This window comes from Stenotrophomonas sp. Pemsol (assembly GCF_003586545.1).
GTDB lineage: Bacteria > Pseudomonadota > Gammaproteobacteria > Xanthomonadales > Xanthomonadaceae > Stenotrophomonas > Stenotrophomonas sepilia.
Genome location: NZ_CP025780.1, coordinates 3,977,502 through 3,995,930 on the forward strand (window position 1 = coordinate 3,977,502; position 18,429 = coordinate 3,995,930).

Genomic DNA, 18,429 nt, shown 5'->3' on the forward strand with positions numbered 1-18,429 from the left:
CGCCTCCACTCTCCCGTTACGGTGGCCTTGGTTTCGCGCCAGTCACCGCCATTGCTGAGGCATGGACAACAACGCGCCCCTGCCCGCCGGCGACGTGCCGGCCCCCCGCAATGATCGCTCGCGCATCCTGCGGGCGTTCAATGTCAGCCTGGCCGCCGTGCTGGTGCTGGTGGCCGTGTTCGCCCTGCAGGGCACGTTCGACTGGCGACCGTGGGCGGTCGCACCGCTGGAAGCCAAGGGCCTGCTCGGCCTGATCGGCGGCCCGATGCTGCACGCCTCGGTCGAGCATATCGCCGCCAACAGCATCGCCATCCTGATCCTCGGCACGCTGGCCGGCAGCGTGTATCCGAAGGCCTCCGTACGCGCGCTGCCCCTGCTGTGGCTGGGTTCGGGCCTCGGCGCGTGGATGCTGGGCAATCCGGGCAGCGTGCACCTGGGCGCCAGTGGCGTGACCCACGGCCTGATGTTCCTGCTGGCCAGCCTCGGCCTGCTGCGCCGCGACCGTGCGGCGATCGCCACCGGTCTGATCGGCATGCTGTTCTACGGCGGCATGCTGATGACCATCCTGCCGCACGCCGATGGTGTGTCCTGGCAGTCGCACATGGGCGGCGCCTTCGCCGGCATCATCGCCGCGCTGCTGTTCCGCAACGCCGACCCACTGCCACCGCGCCAGCGCTACAGCTGGGAAGACGAAGAAGACGAGGCCGAGCCGCTGTCCGACGACGAGCTGGAGCCGCCGTCACCGCAGCGCGTGCCGGTACTGTGGCAGCCGCGCGAGGGCCAGGACTACGTGGTGATCCCGTTCCGCCGCCCGGACGAACCGCGCGGTTGAGGTGAGGGTGGTGCCGGCCGCTGGCCGGCAACCTCATGAATCGGTAGTGGCCGACCTTGGTCGGCGCGGTTGTTGTGTGCCAACCAAGGTTGGCACCTACCAGAGCACACCGGCCCCCGGGTAGCGCCGGGCCATGCCCGGCGCGTTGATCGCTCAGTTCCCCGCCGCGCCCATCCCGTCCACCGCTTGCCGGCCGAGCGCCGGGTCATCGGTGAAGAACGCATCGATGCCCGTCGCCAGGTAAGCCCGCATCTCGGCGATCGATCCCTCGGCATTGCGCGCGCTGTCGGCACCCTTGCGCAGGTTGCTGGGCTGGAAGTGGTTTTCCGGGCGGAAGGTGTACGGAACCACCATCAGGCCAGCGGCATGCGCATCACGTACCAGCGAGGTCGGCGTGCCCAGCGCGCCCTTGGCATCCAGTGGAATGATCGAACGCAGCTCGGGGCCGATGCCATCGGCGTAGCCGGCAATGTCCTTCAGGCCGGCCGGTGCCATCATCTGCGCATAGGTCAGCGTGCCGCCGGCCTTGGCGATGTCGGCCGGCTGGGTATCGCCCTTCCACAGCAGCTGCAGCAGCCGGATGTTGCTGCCCCGGCCGATCCTGCCGCGCAGGTAGCGCAGGTTGGCGGTCTCGAACGACTGGATCGTGACCGGCCCGACATTGGTGTACGCGTTGCCACGCAGTGCGGCCAGCAGCTTGTCTTCCATCGGCAGGCCGATGGACTGGAAGTAGGTCGGGTGCTTGATCTCCGGCACCAGGCCGATGCCGCGGTTGGCACGCCCGGCCTGCTGCACCAGGAAGGCCAGGATCTCGTCCAGGCTGGCGATGCGGAACTGCCCGTCGTAGGCGGTGCTGCGCAGTTCCGGCAGGCGCTCGCGCGCATAGAGGGTCTTCAGCTCGGCCAGTGTGAAGTCTTCGGTGAACCAGCCGTCGACCTTCTGACCATCGATCACCTTGCTGGTGCGACGGCTGGCGAACTCCGGATGCGAGGCGACGTCGGTGGTGCCACCGATCTCGTTCTCGTGGCGGGCCACCATCACCCCGTCCTTGGTCATGACCAGGTCCGGTTCGATGTAGTCGGCGCCATCGGCGATGGCCTGTGCATACGAGGCCAGGGTGTGCTCGGGCAGCAGTGCGCTTGCCCCGCGATGGCCGTAGACCGACACCTTGGGTGCGGCCGGGGTGGAGGATTCAGCACTCATGGCCACCGATGGTGCCACGGCCAGCGACAACAGCAACGCACAACCCCACGACTTCGACACCACAAACCCCTGTTGGTTCCGCCCCGCCGGTGCGGTTGGGCCAGATGAAACGTGAGCACGGTGCCAGCTTGATGTTACAGCAGTAAGTAAGAAGGTCTGGAACTTGACTAGACTGGCGCGTTTGGGCGAGTGGGAAGTTGCGGAAATAGGTCCGTCTATTTCGGGAATCGGTAGAGCAGGATGAGCTTCATCCAGGGAAGAACGTCTTCCTCGTCGCAGGGAGTTGTATTGATCGCGCTTCGATATCTACAGTTGAGCGGCAGCTTCTCACCACCTCTCTATAGCTACTTTTGGACGCGCCCTGTTGGGCACCAAGTAGAGAGTGTGCTCGGCCGCGATCCCTCACTTCTTGGAAGGTTAGTCCATGGTCACCGTACCAGCTGAATCGCAACCACCAATTTCAGTCGGAGATTTCGCGCGCATCCACGGCGTGATTCGCACTGTTCTTTCTGGCGCCGACGTGGCGGCCCCCGATATTGCGAAGTCGTGCCTGTTTTTTGCGTTTGCTGGCGCCTATCTTTTGGATCATCGGCATGGCCTTCGAGCTAAGCCCGTAACGGGAGCAGCGTTTTTTGCTGTTTCAGAGGGCAATGGCAGACTAGATGTTCTAACCTTCGCCAAGCAGGACGATGAAGATGGACGCTGGTACAGCGCTGCTGATGCATTTCATGCTTGGGTGGAGGTCACAGCCCAGGACGGTCAGATTTGGGTGGTAGACTTCACATCCCCCCTTTATCCGCATGGAATTAGGCAACATCGCCCTGGCGCCAAGGCCCCATTCAAAGCCTTCATCCGACCGAAGGTCGAGATGCTTGTACACCCTGATAGGCTTCATTCTGAGGCCAGAGTTGGGGACTTCTTTGTCGAAGGCAACCAAGCCCACACGGCAGACGCATTGCGACGCGCTGCCACCGATCTGCAGCTAGGTGATCTGATCGACGTTGTGAATCAATGGTACGTGCCCTTGCCGGCGAAGATGCAGTCACAAATCCTGATGGGTTACAGCGACGCCCCACCACGGGAGCTGACGCTCAAGGAGCCGCGTCTCGATGGCTGTTGGTTCACTCAGCGCTCTTAGCGTCATAGCAATCAGTCTAGATGCTGCAACTTCTCTGCAGAAAATTAGTTACATCACTAATAATTCTCGTAAGCCTTTAAATTTACAGGATTTTTCGGAAGTTTTGCCGGTGAATAGCCACGAATCAGCTTCGTGGCAGGTGAAGGCTCGCCAACGCGTTGGCGATGTTGGTTGCATCGACCCGATGTACTTGATAGCCTATTGATCGACTACGCAGACAGCAGAAAATTTGTCGGCGGAGCTGCGAAGTCCCCACGAGGGACATATGAAGGGAAATTTGTGGCGTATGGGTTGTTCACTTGAGTGTGGAAACTTGCCATTGAGGCCGTCCTTCCTCGTAGTCACTTGAATATGCGGCGCTTCTTGGCCTCGGTAGCGTGATAGCACGTCACCGGGGCCAAGTACCTTCTGGAGCCTTCCGCTTTTATCTCGAGTACCGCCACGCCGTAATACTTAGTGGTACCAATTGTGACTTTCTGCTGAGTGTTCAGCATCAGCGACTGCTGGTCGCTTCGCCTTGTGGTGGAACTATCTTCAGTAGGCGGATTCGGGATTACCAAGCTCTTGGGGCTGTAGGCTTTAGCTACGATAGTACCGATCTGCTCCGCGTTCAGGCCGTCTTTTGACGCCCGAGCATCGAGAATGTGGCGCACATCTTCCACGCTAAACATCACGCCATAAGATGTCAGGCGCTGCCAACCATTTGCGTCGCACAGCCTATCCATTTCATCGCATTGCTTAGATGTCAGGAGATACCCAAAAACTGGGGCCTCGGCGTCGGTCAACCCGGTGACAGCTTGCGTGGCGACAAAGTCAACTAATTTTTTGAAACGGTCAGCGAGCGCCTGTTCGGCTTGCAGCGCCATTAGAGGGTTTGTCACTGCAGGTCCTTGCGTACTGAAGCTCCCCTAGGATCTCTGGGGCCGGGTATTGTCGCAAATTCCTGTCGGCTATCCAGCCTTTGGCATTCCTCTCTCATCATTGATGAGGTTCTATGCCAGTAGCTCAAGCCATGCGTGGCTTGTCTTCACGATCAATTGATTCAGCGTTCAATGAGTTCGGCCAACCGGTGGCCGATTGTCGAGTCAGCAGCGGCCCACGGTGCTGCACTGCTACCTACGACGCATTACTTTATTTGCCGATACAGAAGCTCGAGAAGATCCTTCCCAGCAGATCATCCGCACTCATCTGCCCGGTGATCTCGCCCAGTGCGTCATGGGCCAGCCGCAATTCTTCGGCGGCCAGTTCCAGGTGCTCATGCGCCAGTTCGCGATCGGCGCGCTGCGCGTGTTCCTGCGCTCGCTCGATCGCGTCCACATGGCGCGTGCGCGCGGAGAACTCGCCATCCACCTGCTCCCCTGCCCCGGCCGAGGCAATCGAACGCAGGCGCGCATGCAGGTCGTCCAGCCCGGCGCCGGTGGCTGCCGAAACGAATACGCGGTCCGGGTCGTCCAGCGCCGGCAGCACACCGAGCAGGTCCGACTTGTTGTGGATGTAGATCTTGTGCGGCACCGCTGCCACGGCGTCACCCAACGCCGCCTGCCCGGCCGCCGGATCGCGCGCATCCAGCACGATCAACGCCAGGTCGGTGCGCTCGATTTCCACGTGCGCGCGGCGCATGCCTTCGCGTTCGATGGCATCGCCACCGTCGCGCAGGCCGGCGGTGTCGACCAGGGTCAGCTCCAGGCCATCCAGGCGGATGGTCTCGCGCAGCGTGTCGCGGGTGGTGCCGGCGATGTCGGTAACGATGGCGCGCTCGCTGCCGGCCAGCGCATTGAGCAGTGAACTCTTGCCGGCGTTCGGCGGACCGATCAGCACCGCGTGCAGGCCATCGCGCAGGCGACGGCCGCGTTCGGCGTCGCGGCGCAGCAGGGCCAGATCACTGCGCGCCTGCTCCAGCCCACGCCGCACCTGCGCACCGCCGAGGGTATCCAGCGGTTCGTCGGCGAAGTCGATGGCTGCTTCCACGTGGATGCGCAACAGCACCAACTGCTCGACCACGGCGTCGATGCGCCGCGAGAACACACCATCCAGCGAACGTCGCGCGGCGCGTGCGGCGCGGTTGTCGCCGGCCGCGATCAGGTCGGCGATGGCCTCGGCCTGGGCCAGGTCGAGCTTGCCGTTGAGGAACGCGCGTTCGCTGAACTCACCCGGCCGCGCCTGGCGCGCACCGAGAGCAATGCAGCGCGCGACCAGTTGCTGCAGCAGTACCGGGCTGCCGTGCCCCTGCAGTTCCACCACCTCTTCGCCTGTGAAGCTGTTCGGCGCCGGGAACCACAGCACGATGCCATCGTCGATGACGTCGCCATCGGCGTCGCGCAGGCGCGCATAGTGTGCATGGCGCGGGCGCAGTGCAGGCGCACCCAGCGCGCGGGCGATCGCCGCAGCGCGCGAACCGGACAGGCGCAGAAGGCCGACACCGCCAGCGCCCGGAGCGCTGGCGATGGCCACGATGGTGTCGGTACGGATCGCGTCGTTCATGGTTCAGAGTTTCTCCAGCTGCGCGCGTGCCTGCGCGGCACCACTGCCCTGCGGCTGCAGCGCCAGGTAGGTCGTGTAGGCCTGCTTCGCTTTGGCCTTGTCGCCGGCGTTGAAGTAGGCATCGCCCAGGTTGAGATAGGCCACCGCACGCGACGGATCGATCTTCAGCGTGTTCTCCAGCCAGCGTGCGGCTTCAGCGTAGCGCTGCTGACGGTAGTAGACGAAGCCGAGGTTGTTGGCGGCCTGGGCAAAGTCCGGACGCAGCTTCAGCGCTTCGGTGAACTGCGCGGCTGCCTCGTCGTACTGCTTCTCGCGGTACAGCTGCAGGCCACGGTCGTTGGCCTGCTGCGCGCGCTGGCGGTCGGACGCCGGTCCGGCGGAGGGCACTACCAGCTTGGCCTTGCCGCCCTGCAGGTCAGCCACCGTCACCGGTGCCTGGCTGCCCTTGGCCTCGCTGGCGGCCTCCACCTTGTTGTTCAGCGCGATCGCATCGGCGGTCAGCTGGCGCGTATCGGCATTGAGGAATTCCTGGCTGTCCGGCACCTGGAACACGAACTCGCCGCCCTGCGAACCGGGCAGGCTGCCGAAGGCCGGGGTCTGGTGCGAGACCGCCGATACGGCCGGCGCCACGTAGGCGGCCAGCTCGGTACCGGTGATCAGGCCGTCGCCGTTGAGGTCACCCTTGCCGGCCAGCGCCTGCAGCAGCACCCAGGTGAACACCGAGTGGCCGTTGGGGCCGGCATCGGCCACCTGCTGGTCGGCACCACCGGCGGTCAGCATCTGCCGCGCGCTGCGACGCGCGTTCTCGCGCAGGAACGACGACGACGACGGGCCGCCACGGGTCAGGCCCAGGCCGCTGTAGCAGGCATCCATCACGAACATCACATGCTTGGCCTGCATGCTTTCGGCGATGTTCTGGATGTCGGTCATCGCAATCGCGTCGGTGGCGAATTCCTTCGGATCCGAATCGACCGGGATGATGTAGCCGAGGTCGCGCCCTGAGGCGAGCTGGCGGGTCGCGCCATGGCCAGCGAAGAATACGAACACGCGGTCGTTCTTCCCGGTGCGATCGTCAGCCAGGCGGTCGTGGAAGGCCGCGAGGATGTTGTTGCGCGTGGCCTGCTCGTTCTTCAGCACGATCACCTGCGAGGACGGGAAGCCGAACTGCCCGGTCAGGGTATCGGCCACCGCCTGCGCATCATGGCTGGCGTATTCCAGCTTCGGCCACTTGGCGTAGTTGTCGATGCCGACCACGATCGCCCACGACTTCTCGTAGCCGGTGGTGACGGTGGCGGCAGCGGCATCACCCTTGCGCGCACGGGCCACGGTGAAGTCGCGGCCGTTCCAGCCGGCAAACTGGTAACCCTCGGCGATCAGCCGGTCGAGGATCTGCGGCAGCGCCTTCACTGCGCGATCGTGGATGTCATGGAACAGGATGATGCCGCGCTGCTCCTTGTTCACCTGGTCGAGTACGCGCTGCACGATCGATTCCGGCACCGGGTCGGCCCAGTCCATCGAGTCGATGTTCCACATGATCGACTTCAGCCCGGCTTCGTTGAGCAGCTGCAGGCCTTCGGCATTGCGCGCGCCGTACGGGAAGCGGAACAGCGGCGCGCGCTTGCTGTCGACATCCTTCAGCAGCGTGTCGGTGTCCAGCACCTGCTGGCGCAGGGCGTCGCCGGTGGTGCGCGACAGCTGGGCGTGGGTCAGGCTGTGGTTGCCGACCGCATAGCCCTGTTCCATCAGGTTGCGGCTGATCTTCGCCATCGGGCCGAGGCTGACCTTGCCATCGGCCTCGACCTTGCCCAGGTTGCGGCCCACTTCGAAGAACACGCCCGGCACGTCGTAACGCTTGAGGATGGCCACCACTTCATCGGTGTAGGCCTTGTGCGGACCGTCGTCGAAGGTCAGCACCACGGTCTTGGCCGGCAGGTCTCGGCCGAAGCTCTCGCGGTCACTGTCCTTCATCGACATCGGATACGGCTCGATCACCCCGTAGTCGCGCAGGATCGCTTCACGGCTGTAGTCCTTGTGCAGGTGGGCGATGTAGTCGTCCCACTTCTCGCGCTTCAGTTCGATGGCGCGGGTGCGCTCGAAGCGGCTGAAGATGCGGGTCAGTTCCTGGTTGTAGTTGCGCTCGATCTCATCGAGCGCTTCCAGATCCTCACCGATGCGCTGGTGCAGCTTCACCGCCGGCAGCGAGGAATCGGTGCCGACCCGCTCATGCAGGTCACGCAGCACTTCACGGAAGGCCAGGCGATCGGCGTCGAACAGTTCCGGCGCAGACTCGATGTAGTCCAGCACCGTGCCGAGAGTGGCAAAGCGCTGCGGGCTGGAACCGCGCAGCAGGGTGTCGAACTGCGCGGCGATGGTCGTGCGCTGTTCCAGGCCATCGTGGAACAGCTGCTGTCCCACACGCGTGGAGGTGCCGCGGTCGGCGGTCGACTGCTGCTCCTCGTCGGCCAGCAGCACGATGATCCGGCGGTAGCCATCGAGCTGCTTCTGCAGCGCCGCCAGCAACGGCGCAGCGGCAGGATCGGCGGCGGCCGCAGCCTGCGCGCTCGCCTGGGTGACGGTGGCCGCCGGCGCCTTCGCGTCCTTGTCGCCGCAGCCGGCAACAACCAGCGTCAACAACAGCGAGGGCAGGAACAGGCGGAACGACGACGCACGCGGCATGGCGGACTCGAAGGTGGGAGGAACGGTGTGCCGGCGATTCTACCGCCGCATGCGAAAAGCCCGCCTTGCGGCGGGCTTTTGCTGGGGTCAGCCGGCCAGCGGCCGGCTCTACCGATTACTTCTTCTTGACCGGGGCCGGAGCGGTGGTGGCCGGGACCGGCTCGCCGCCATGGCGCTTGGTCATCCACCACTGCTGCAGCAGGCCCAGGCCGCCGTTGACCACCCAGTACAGGACCAGGCCGGACGGCATGAAGGCCATCATGACGCCGAACACCAGCGGCATGAACTGCATCATCTTCTGCTGCATCGGGTCCATGCCCGGTGCCGGGGTCAGCTTCTGGGTGAACCACATCACCGCCACGTTGATCACCGGCAGGATGAAGTACGGGTCGCGTGCAGTGAGGTCCTGGATCCAGCCGAACCAAGGCGCCTGGCGCAGTTCGACCGATTCCACCAGCACCCAGTACAGGGCGAAGAAGATCGGCATCTGGATGAGGATCGGCAGGCAGCCGCCCATCGGATTGATCTTTTCTTTCTTGTACAGCTCCATCATCGCGGTCTGGAACTTCTGGCGGTCATCGCCATAGCGTTCCTTCAGCTGCGCGATGCGCGGCTGGAAGCGACGCATCTTGGCACCGCTCTTGTACTGGGTCGCCGACAGCGGGTACAGCACCAGCTTCAGCAGCACCACCAGGCCGACGATCGCCCAGCCCCAGTTGCCGACCAGCTTGTGCACCTGGTTCAGCACCCAGAACAGGCCCTGGCCGATCACCGCCATCATCGAGAAGCGGCTGTAGTCGACCACGCGGTCCAGGCCCGGCACGTCTTCCTTGGCAATCAGGTTGACCAGCTTCGGGCCGACCCACAGGCGGGCTTCGGTGCTGGTGGACTGGCCCGGGGCCACGGTGAAGGCCGGGCCACGCGCTTCGATCAGGTCACGACCGGCCACCTGCGACAGTACGTAGTGTGCGGTCTGGTCCTTCTGCGGGATCCAGGCGGTGAAGAAGTGGTGCTGCAGCATCGCCAGCCAGCCGCCGGTGATGTTCTGGTTGAGCGTGCCGTCTTCCAGGTAGTCCTTGAACGCACGACGCTGGTACTTCTTGTCGTTGTCGTACCAGGTGGCACCGTTGAAGCTGAAGGAGTCCGGGTTGGTCATGCTCCGCGACAGGATGGTCGGGGTGCGGTCCAGGGTGCGGTAGACGTAGCCGTTCCACGGCGCGGCGCCGGCATTGCTGACTTCGTCCTTGAAGCGCACGGCGTACTCGTTGCGCGAGACAGTCAGGGTGCGCTTGATGGTCACGCCGTTGTCGGCAGTCCACACGAACGGGATCTGCAGCTCGTTCTGGCCCTTGGCCAGCACGAAGTCCTTGGTGTCACCGACCAGCTTGAAGCCGTCGGCGCCGGGAGCCGGGGTGTTCTTGTCTTCGCTGGCCCAGCCACTGATCGCGCTGTACGGATGCGCGGGGTCTTCGGTCAGCAGGCGAACCGGCGGGCTGCCTTCGTCCTTGGTCTGCGGGAACTGCAGCAGCTCGGCGTCGAGCACGCGGCCACCATCAAGCACCAGGCGCAGCACGTCGGTGGTGACGGTCACGCGCTGGCTGGCCGGGGTGGCACTGGCCTGCGCCTGCACAGCGGCCTGGCCCGGGGCGCCCGGGACCTGTGCACTGGGAATGCTGCCCGAGGCAGCGCCCGGAACACTCTGTACGGCAGCCGGGGCCGACGTGGCCGTCGGTGCCGGGGTCGGAGCAGCCTTTTCACGGCTCCACTCCATCCACAGCAGCACGGCCACCATCAGCCAGGCAAAAATGAGGAATACGCGGGTCTGGTTCATCAGCGGACAGGCTCGGCGGGGCCGGGACGCGATGCCGGCTCGGTCAAAGAAGGAGTTGCGATGCCATCAGGCGGCGGCATTGTGCCGTCCATGCCCGGCGCGGGCAATGCACGCAGGCGACGCAGCAGGCGCAGGAAGGCCTGGCGGATCTCGTCGTTGCTGGCGGAACGCGCAGCACTACGGGCCACGACGACGAAGTCGCCTGGCTGGATATCGGTACGTGTCTGACGCAGGATGTCGCGCAGGACGCGCTTGATCCGGTTACGCCCAACGGCGTTCGGATCGACCTTGCGGGAAACCGCCAGACCCAGCCTGGCCGGCCGGTCAGCCGGCAGCCAGTGCAGGGTCATCAGCGGATCGGACACACGGCGGGCGCCGTTGAAGACCGTTGAGTATTCGGCACGCGTGCGAACCCGCGCAGAGCGAGGGAATCGCTTGCGCGGGTCTGCAGTATTCACTGTCGAAGGGATTGCGTCTGCCGCAGGGTGCGGCATGGCAATCAGGCGCTCAGGACTTTGCGGCCCTTGGCGCGGCGACGCGACAGGATCTTGCGGCCGTCAGCGGTCTTCATACGGGCACGGAAGCCGTGGTCGCGCTTACGCTTGAGGTTGCTGGGCTGGTAGGTGCGCTTCGTGGCCATTGGGGGCCTCTCGTATGAATGGGACGGAAAGAACCGGAAATTCTAGAGAGGTCTCCCCCCTCACGTCAACCCCTGGGGACTACGCGAATTCACCGGGCTGTGCAATAGCTGTGGATGTTTTTGTGAATAAGTGGGGGACAAGCATTCCGAAGGCGGGCGCTCGGTGGTAGTCTGAGCCATCCATTTCCCCCCTTTCCGGCCTGTGTTTGGGCGCCTTGTCGCGTCCATGCCCCGGCCACCGGACGATTATTGCTGATGGATGCCTGGTCCCGTAGTCTCGAGCGCCTCGAAGCGGAGTTCCCGCCGGAAGACGTTCATACCTGGTTGAAGCCGCTGCAGGCCGATCTGCGCGTGGACAGCCTGGTGCTGTATGCACCGAATGCCTTCATCGTCGACCAGGTCCGCGAGCTGTACCTGGCCCGGATCCGTGAACTGCTGGCTCACTTCGCCGGTTTCAGCGACGTTTTTCTTGAAATCGGCTCGCGCCCGCGCCCCGTGGAGGCGCAGAACGCGCCGGTTTCCACGTCGTCGGCGCCTGTGTCCAGCGAACCGCAGGTGCCGTTCGCCGGCAACCTGGACAATCACTACACCTTCGCCAACTTCGTCGAAGGCCGCAGCAACCAGCTGGGCCTGGCCGCTGCCTTCCAGGCAGCGCAGAAGCCGGGCGACCGCGCCCACAACCCGCTGCTGCTGTACGGAGGCACCGGCCTGGGCAAGACCCACCTGATGTTCGCCGCCGGCAACGCGATGCGCCAGGCCAATCCAGGCGCGAAGGTGCTGTACCTGCGTTCGGAACAGTTCTTCAGCGCCATGATCCGGGCCCTGCAGGAAAAGACCATGGATCAGTTCAAGCGCCAGTTCCAGCAGGTGGACGCGCTGTTGATCGATGACATCCAGTTCTTCGCCGGCAAGGACCGCACGCAGGAAGAGTTCTTCCACACCTTCAACGCGTTGTTCGATGGCAAGCAGCAGATCATCCTGACCTGCGACCGCTATCCTCGCGAGGTCGAAGGCCTGGAAGCGCGCCTGAAGTCGCGGCTTGCCTGGGGCCTGTCGGTCGCGATCGAACCGCCGGACTTCGAGACCCGCGCCGCGATCGTGCTGGCCAAGGCGCGCGAACGCGGTGCCGAGATTCCCGATGATGTTGCGTTCCTGATCGCCAAGAAGATGCGCTCCAACGTGCGCGACCTCGAGGGCGCGCTCAATACCCTGACCGCCCGCGCCAACTTCACCGGCCGCGCGATCACCACCGAATTCGCCCAGGAAACCCTGCGCGACCTGCTGCGCGCCCAGCAGCAGGCGATCAGCATTCCCAACATCCAGAAAACCGTTGCCGACTACTACGGCCTGCAGATCAAGGATCTGCTGTCGAAGCGTCGGACCCGCTCGCTCGCTCGCCCCCGCCAGGTCGCCATGGCCCTGACCAAGGAACTGACCGAGCACAGCCTGCCCGAGATCGGCGACGCCTTTGCCGGTCGCGATCACACCACGGTGCTGCATGCCTGCCGCCAGATCCGGACCCTGATGGAAACCGACGGCAAGCTCCGCGAAGACTGGGACAAGCTGATCCGGAAGCTGAGCGAATGATGCACGGATGCCGATGAGGCGTCATCGCACAAAACGGTGCAGAATCCGGTAGCAAGCGCGGGACACGTTGTGGATAAAAATGGCGTCTGAAATCCCGTCGAATTTATCCACAGCTTTCCCCACCCCTTGGGGGTCGGTAATACAGAGGGTTTCGATGCCTGAAACTCCTTTATTTACAAAGACTTAGCATTGTTTTCCAGCGATTCTGTCTCTACCAGCACCACCAAGCTTTTGATTTATTCCACATTTTTTAAAGCATAGGGGCACGGAACCACATGCGTTTCACACTGCAGCGCGAAGCCTTTCTCAAGCCGTTGGCACAGGTCGTCAACGTGGTCGAACGCCGCCAGACCCTTCCGGTTCTGGCCAATTTCCTGGTCCAGGTGCAGAACGGCCAGCTGTCGCTGACCGGTACCGACCTGGAAGTGGAGATGGTGTCGCGGATCGCGGTTGAAGACGCCCAGGACGGCGAAACCACCATTCCCGCCCGCAAGCTGTTCGAGATCATCCGCGCCCTGCCCGATGGCAGCCGGATCACCGTCTCGCAGACCGGAGACAAGATCACCGTGCAGGCCGGTCGTAGCCGCTTCACCCTGGCAACCCTGCCCTCCAATGACTTCCCGTCGGTTGACGAAGTGGAAGCCACTGAGCGCGTGGCCATCGGCGAAGCGACCCTGAAGGAGCTCATCGAGCGCACCGCGTTCGCGATGGCGCAGCAGGACGTGCGCTATTACCTCAATGGCCTGCTGTTCGATCTGCGCGGTGACGCCCTGCGTACCGTTGCCACCGACGGCCACCGTCTGGCGCTGTGTGAAACCGACCTGGCCAAGCCGAGCGGTTCCAAGCGCCAGATCATCGTGCCGCGCAAGGGCGTGACCGAGCTGCAGCGCCTGCTGGAAAGTGGTGATCGCGAGATCGAGCTGGAAGTCGGCCGCAGCCACGTCCGCGTCAAGCGCGACGATGTCACCTTCACCTCCAAGCTGATCGACGGCCGCTTCCCGGATTACGAAGCGGTGATTCCGATCGGTGCCGACCGTGAAGTGAAGGTTGATCGTGAAGCGCTGCGCGCCTCGCTGCAGCGCGCTGCGATCCTGTCCAACGAGAAGTACCGCGGCATCCGCGTGGAAGTGTCGCCGGGCAACCTGAAGATCAGCGCGCACAACCCGGAGCAGGAGGAAGCCCAGGAAGAGATCGAAGCCGATACCACGGTCAGCGATCTGGCCATCGGCTTCAACGTGAACTACCTGCTGGATGCCCTCTCCGCCCTGCGCGATGAGGAAGTCATCATCCAGCTGCGCGACTCCAACTCCTCGGCGCTGGTGCGTGAGTCCAGCAGCGAGAAGTCGCGTCACGTGGTGATGCCGCTGCGTCTCTGACAGCAGCGCTGTTCCACGTGGAACCGAACGACGCCCGGGATTTTCCCGGGCGTTTTTTTTACGTTCCACGTGGATCATCGGGCTGAACCCTTTCCAGCACGGATTTCGAACGGACAGCATCTTCCTTGATGGATCCGGTTGCGTGCGCTTTGCTTCCCAGGCCGAACTGGCGACGGGACTTTGAGTCGATGCCAGGGACTGCCTCCGAATCATGTTTGATCGGGGCCGGTACCTGGGGTCTCAACGCAGTTGCTATGGACCTGTCTGGTCGGATGCCGAAGCGCATCCACGCTGCGGCGACCGTGCTCGCTGTTCCTGAAATCCTCTCTGTCCACAGGACCCATTCGGGACAGATCGGGCCAAGCCTAGCTTCTAAATCTGGGTATAAATCTAAAGCATGGTGGTGATGGTAGAGCCAGATTTCGTGGAAAATTGTGTTATCTGCATGATTTAAAAGGAATTTATGAGGGTGAAACCCCCTGTATAGAGGCGCCTCAGGCTGGGGGGGAACCTGTGGATAGTTTCCAGACCCAGGCAGAAGGGCTTTTTTATCCACAAATTGCCCATACCTTGTGTATAAGTCATACAATCCCGCTGTGGACAGCGTGAAACGAATGGTCCGGATTCTTTGAAATCTGTGGAACCTCGCAGTGCATCGGATCTCAGATTTGGAGGAAACCGGGCGCCCGCCCGCTCACCCGGCCGGGCAAGCGCTCATCAAACACCTGCGGCCGTGGTCTTGAAATCGTTGAAATCTGGCGGGCCACGCCCCGTGACCCTGTGCAGAATTGAAGGAATTTCAGCTGCGTCCGGAGCTGGAAACGGGCATGCCGGTGAACCGGCGCCACGTGGAGCCCGCGATCAGTTGGTGCGCGGGAGCTTCTGCTCCGCATCGATGCGGGTGCAGCGCGTCCGGCTTGACCGATGCAGTAAGCTGATGGATTCCCTGCCCCTCTACCGCCTCGAGCGGATGGTCGTTCGCGCCCCATGCTTATCCGCCGCCTCGCCTTGCACCAACTGCGTCGCTTCAGTGCGGTGGATCTCTTGCCCCAGCCGGGGCTGAACCTGCTCACTGGCGACAACGGTGCCGGCAAGACCAGCGTGCTGGAGGCCCTGCACCTGATGGCCTATGGCCGGAGCTTCCGCGGCAGGGTTCGCGATGGACTGGTGCGCCAGGGCCAGGAGGCGCTGGAGATCTTCGTGGAATGGGACGAACAGCGTGCCGACCACGCGTCGCATCGCCGAAAGGCCGGCCTGCGCCACAGTGGGCAGGACTGGAAGGGACGATTGGACGGTGAAGATGTGGCTCAGCTCGGCAACCTCTGCGCAGCGCTGGCGGTAGTGACGTTTGAGCCCGGCAGCCATGCGCTGGTCAGCGGCGGTGGCGAGCCCCGCCGTCGCTTCCTGGATTGGGGTTTGTTCCACGTGGAACCTGATTTCCTGTCCTTGTGGCGCCGCTATTCAAGGGCGCTGAAGCAGCGCAATGCCCTGCTCAAGCAGGGCGGCCCGTCGCGGATGCTGGACACCTGGGATCACGAGTTGGCTGAGGCCGGAGAGCCCCTTACCAGCCGGCGTCAGCACTACCTCGAGCGGCTGCAGCAGCGTGCCGTGGCGCTGGCTGCCAGTTTGGCGCCGCAACTCGGCATCCAGGCCCTGGAACTCAGTCCGGGCTGGCGTCGGCATGAGCTTCCCCTGGCAGATGCTCTGCTTCTGGCCCGGGATCGTGACCGCCAGGCCGGGTACACCTCGGTTGGGCCGCATCGGGCGGACTGGAGCGTGGATTTCCACAGCATTCCTGGTCGCGATGCATTGTCACGCGGTCAGGCCAAGCTGACCGCATTGGCGTGCCTGCTGGCGCAGGCCGAGGACTATGCAGAACAGCGCGGCGAATGGCCGGTGATCGCACTGGACGATCTGGCCTCCGAACTGGATCGTACCCACCAGGCGCGGGTATTGGAGCGCCTGCTCACCGGCCCGGCGCAGATCTTCGTCACCGCTACTGAGCCTCCGGCGGCCCTGCAGGAATTGACCCAGATCGCCCGGTTCCACGTGGAACATGCACAGATCGTGGCTGTGCCATAGTGGGCACATCAGGGCCACTCGACCCCGGCTGGTATAATTCGGGTTGGAATCCTTTCATTCTCGGCACATCGCCCCAAGCGGTGCCCGACCTGCGGAGCCTACGGCAAGCGCAATGAGCGACGAACAGAACACCCCGGCAAACAACGGCAATTACGACGCCAACAGCATTACCGCCCTGGAAGGCCTGGAGGCTGTCCGCAAGCGACCCGGCATGTACATCGGTGACGTGCATGACGGCACCGGTCTGCACCACATGGTGTTCGAGGTTGTCGACAACTCGATTGACGAAGCGCTGGCCGGCCACGCCGACCATGTCGCGGTGACGATCCACGCTGACGGCTCGGTCTCGGTGTCCGACAACGGCCGCGGCATTCCGACCGGCAAGCACGAGCAGATGAGCGCCAAGCTCGGTCGCGAGGTCTCCGCCGCCGAGGTGGTGATGACCGTCCTGCACGCAGGCGGCAAGTTCGACGACAACAGCTACAAGGTTTCCGGCGGCCTGCACGGCGTCGGCGTCAGCGTGGTCAACGCGCTGTCGCAGAAGCTGCTGGTGGACGTGTTCCAGAACGGCTCCCACTACCAGCAGGAATTCAGCAACGGCGCAGCCGTGACCCCGCTCGCCAAGCTGGAAGCCACCACCAAGCGTGGCACCACCGTGCGCTTCTGGCCGTCCACCGTTGCCTTCCACGACAACGTGGAATTCCACTACGACATCCTGGCCCGCCGTCTGCGCGAGTTGTCGTTCCTGAACTCCGGCGTCAAGATCGTCCTTGCCGACGAGCGTGGCGACGGCCGTCGCGATGACTTCCACTACGAAGGCGGCATCCGCAGCTTCGTGGAGCATCTGGCCCAGCTGAAGACCCCGCTGCACCCGAATGTCATCTCCGTCACCGGCGAGCACAACGGCATCGTCGTGGAGGTGGCGCTGCAGTGGACCGACTCCTACCAGGAGACGATGTACTGCTTCACCAACAACATCCCGCAGAAGGACGGCGGTACCCACCTCGCCGGTTTCCGCGGTGCGTTGACCCGCGTGCTCAACAACTACATCGAGCAGAACGGCATCGCCAAGCAGGCCAAGATCAACCTGACCGGCGACGACATGCGCGAAGGCATGATCGCGGTGCTGTCGGTGAAGGTGCCGGATCCCAGCTTCTCCAGCCAGACCAAGGAGAAGCTGGTCAGCTCCGACGTGCGTCCGGCGGTGGAAAACGCCTTCGGTGCGCGCCTGGAAGAGTTCCTGCAGGAAAACCCGAACGAAGCCAAGGCGATTGCCGGCAAGATCGTCGACGCCGCGCGTGCACGTGAAGCCGCCCGCAAGGCCCGCGACCTGACCCGCCGCAAGGGCGCGCTGGACATCGCCGGCCTGCCGGGCAAGCTGGCCGACTGCCAGGAAAAGGATCCGGCGCTGTCCGAACTGTTCATCGTCGAGGGTGACTCGGCAGGTGGCTCGGCCAAGCAGGGCCGCAACCGCAAGAACCAGGCGGTGCTGCCGCTGCGCGGCAAGATCCTCAACGTGGAACGCGCGCGCTTCGACCGCATGCTGTCCTCCGACCAGGTCGGTACGCTGATCACCGCGCTGGGCACCGGCATTGGCCGTGACGAGTACAACCCGGACAAGCTGCGTTACCACAAGATCATCATCATGACCGACGCCGACGTCGACGGCGCCCACATCCGCACCCTGCTGCTGACGTTCTTCTACCGTCAGATGCCGGAGCTGATCGAGCGCGGTTACGTCTACATCGGCTTGCCGCCGCTGTACAAGATCAAGCAGGGCAAGCAGGAGCTGTACCTGAAGGATGATCCGGCGCTGGACAGCTACCTGGCCAGCAGTGCGGTGGAGAACGCCGCGCTGGTGCCGGCCACCGGCGAACCGGGCATCGAAGGCCTGGCACTGGAGAAGCTGCTGCTGGCGTACGCCGCCGCGCTCGATTCCATCGAACGCAACGCGCACCGCTATGACCGCAACCTGCTCGAAGCGCTGGTCGATTTCGTGCCGATGGACATGGACAGCCTGCGCAATGCGGGCGAAGGCGAAGGCCTGGATGCGCTGGCCAAGCGCCTCAACCAGGGCAGCCTGGGCAGCCCGCGTTTCAGCCTGGAACTGCAGGACGCCAACGAGGAACGCCCCGCCGCTGTGCTGGTGACCCGTCGCCACATGGGCGAGGAGCACATCCAGGTGCTGCCGATGTCGGCGTTCGAGAGTGGCGAACTGCGTGCGATCCACCAGGCCTCCAAGCTGCTGCACGGCCTGGTGCGCGAAGGTGCAACGATTTCCCGCGGCGCCAAGTCGATCGAAGTCGACAGCTTCGCGAAGGCGCAGAACTGGCTGCTCGAGGAGGCCAAGCGCGGCCGCCAGATCCAGCGATTCAAGGGTCTGGGTGAAATGAATCCGGAGCAGTTGTGGGATACCACAGTGAACCCGGAGACCCGTCGCCTGCTGCAGGTGCGCATCGAGGATGCGGTCGCTGCCGACCAGATCTTCAGCACCCTGATGGGCGATGTCGTCGAGCCGCGTCGCGACTTCATCGAAGACAATGCGCTGAAAGTCGCCAACCTGGATATCTGACACAATCGGGA

Annotated in this window: 13 protein-coding genes; 6 read left to right on the forward strand and 7 right to left on the reverse strand. The window is 63.8% G+C overall.

Annotation, left to right across the window (positions count from 1 at the left end):
* The first annotated feature begins 61 nt into the window (after nucleotides 1–61).
* Nucleotides 62–832 (forward strand): rhomboid family intramembrane serine protease, encoded by a 771-nt coding sequence (locus PEM_RS18350; RefSeq protein ID WP_111128190.1) that lies wholly within the window; start codon nucleotides 62–64, stop codon nucleotides 830–832.
* A 153-nt stretch (nucleotides 833–985) separates the two neighbouring features.
* Here the strand turns inward: PEM_RS18350 and PEM_RS18355 are convergent, their stop codons facing one another.
* Complete coding sequence (locus tag PEM_RS18355; protein ID WP_111128194.1) at nucleotides 986–2,035, reverse strand: glycerophosphodiester phosphodiesterase; 1,050 nt, start codon at nucleotides 2,033–2,035, stop codon at nucleotides 986–988.
* Between the two features lie 424 nt (nucleotides 2,036–2,459).
* Between PEM_RS18355 and PEM_RS18360 the strand changes: the two genes are divergently transcribed.
* Nucleotides 2,460–3,173, forward strand: a complete 714-nt coding sequence (locus PEM_RS18360; protein WP_111128189.1) for a DUF2026 family protein — start codon at nucleotides 2,460–2,462, stop codon at nucleotides 3,171–3,173.
* 341 nt (nucleotides 3,174–3,514) lie between these two features.
* Here the strand turns inward: PEM_RS18360 and PEM_RS18365 are convergent, their stop codons facing one another.
* From PEM_RS18365 to rpmH, 6 genes are all read right to left on the reverse strand, one after another.
* Nucleotides 3,515–4,039 carry a hypothetical protein gene (locus PEM_RS18365; protein WP_111128188.1) on the reverse strand — a complete coding sequence of 175 codons (525 nt, stop codon included), beginning with the start codon at nucleotides 4,037–4,039 and terminating at the stop codon, nucleotides 3,515–3,517.
* Between the two features lie 265 nt (nucleotides 4,040–4,304).
* A complete protein-coding gene (gene mnmE / locus PEM_RS18370) occupies nucleotides 4,305–5,654 on the reverse strand; it encodes a tRNA uridine-5-carboxymethylaminomethyl(34) synthesis GTPase MnmE (protein WP_111128186.1) in 1,350 nt (449 codons plus the stop codon).
* 3 nt (nucleotides 5,655–5,657) lie between these two features.
* Nucleotides 5,658–8,330: a polysaccharide deacetylase family protein gene (locus PEM_RS18375; RefSeq protein ID WP_111174603.1), complete on the reverse strand. Its 2,673-nt coding sequence runs from the start codon at nucleotides 8,328–8,330 to the stop codon at nucleotides 5,658–5,660.
* A 115-nt stretch (nucleotides 8,331–8,445) separates the two neighbouring features.
* On the reverse strand, nucleotides 8,446–10,161 hold the full coding sequence (gene yidC / locus PEM_RS18380) for a membrane protein insertase YidC (RefSeq protein ID WP_111128183.1): 1,716 nt from the start codon (nucleotides 10,159–10,161) through the stop codon (nucleotides 8,446–8,448).
* Nucleotides 10,161–10,655, reverse strand: a complete 495-nt coding sequence (rnpA, locus tag PEM_RS18385) for a ribonuclease P protein component (RefSeq protein ID WP_111128181.1) — start codon at nucleotides 10,653–10,655, stop codon at nucleotides 10,161–10,163. Before rnpA ends, yidC begins: the two co-directional genes overlap by 1 nt.
* A gap of 5 nt (nucleotides 10,656–10,660) precedes the next feature.
* The gene (rpmH, locus tag PEM_RS18390) at nucleotides 10,661–10,801 is read right to left on the reverse strand and encodes a 50S ribosomal protein L34 (protein ID WP_005411729.1); all 141 of its coding nucleotides are present in this window, start codon (nucleotides 10,799–10,801) and stop codon (nucleotides 10,661–10,663) included.
* A 255-nt stretch (nucleotides 10,802–11,056) separates the two neighbouring features.
* Here rpmH and dnaA point away from each other — a divergent pair, with 255 nt between their 5' ends.
* The 4 genes from dnaA to gyrB all read left to right on the forward strand — a co-directional run bounded on the left by dnaA (nucleotide 11,057) and on the right by gyrB (nucleotide 18,418).
* Entirely contained in the window at nucleotides 11,057–12,388 is a 1,332-nt protein-coding gene (gene dnaA / locus PEM_RS18395; protein WP_049417185.1) for a chromosomal replication initiator protein DnaA, read from the forward strand.
* A 275-nt stretch (nucleotides 12,389–12,663) separates the two neighbouring features.
* The gene (gene dnaN, locus PEM_RS18400; RefSeq protein WP_005411731.1) at nucleotides 12,664–13,764 is read left to right on the forward strand and encodes a DNA polymerase III subunit beta; all 1,101 of its coding nucleotides are present in this window, start codon (nucleotides 12,664–12,666) and stop codon (nucleotides 13,762–13,764) included.
* Between the two features lie 987 nt (nucleotides 13,765–14,751).
* The gene (gene recF / locus PEM_RS18405; RefSeq protein WP_111128180.1) at nucleotides 14,752–15,846 is read left to right on the forward strand and encodes a DNA replication/repair protein RecF; all 1,095 of its coding nucleotides are present in this window, start codon (nucleotides 14,752–14,754) and stop codon (nucleotides 15,844–15,846) included.
* A gap of 112 nt (nucleotides 15,847–15,958) precedes the next feature.
* Nucleotides 15,959–18,418, forward strand: a complete 2,460-nt coding sequence (gyrB, locus tag PEM_RS18410) for a DNA topoisomerase (ATP-hydrolyzing) subunit B (protein WP_005421206.1) — start codon at nucleotides 15,959–15,961, stop codon at nucleotides 18,416–18,418.
* Nucleotides 18,419–18,429 lie beyond the last annotated feature (11 nt).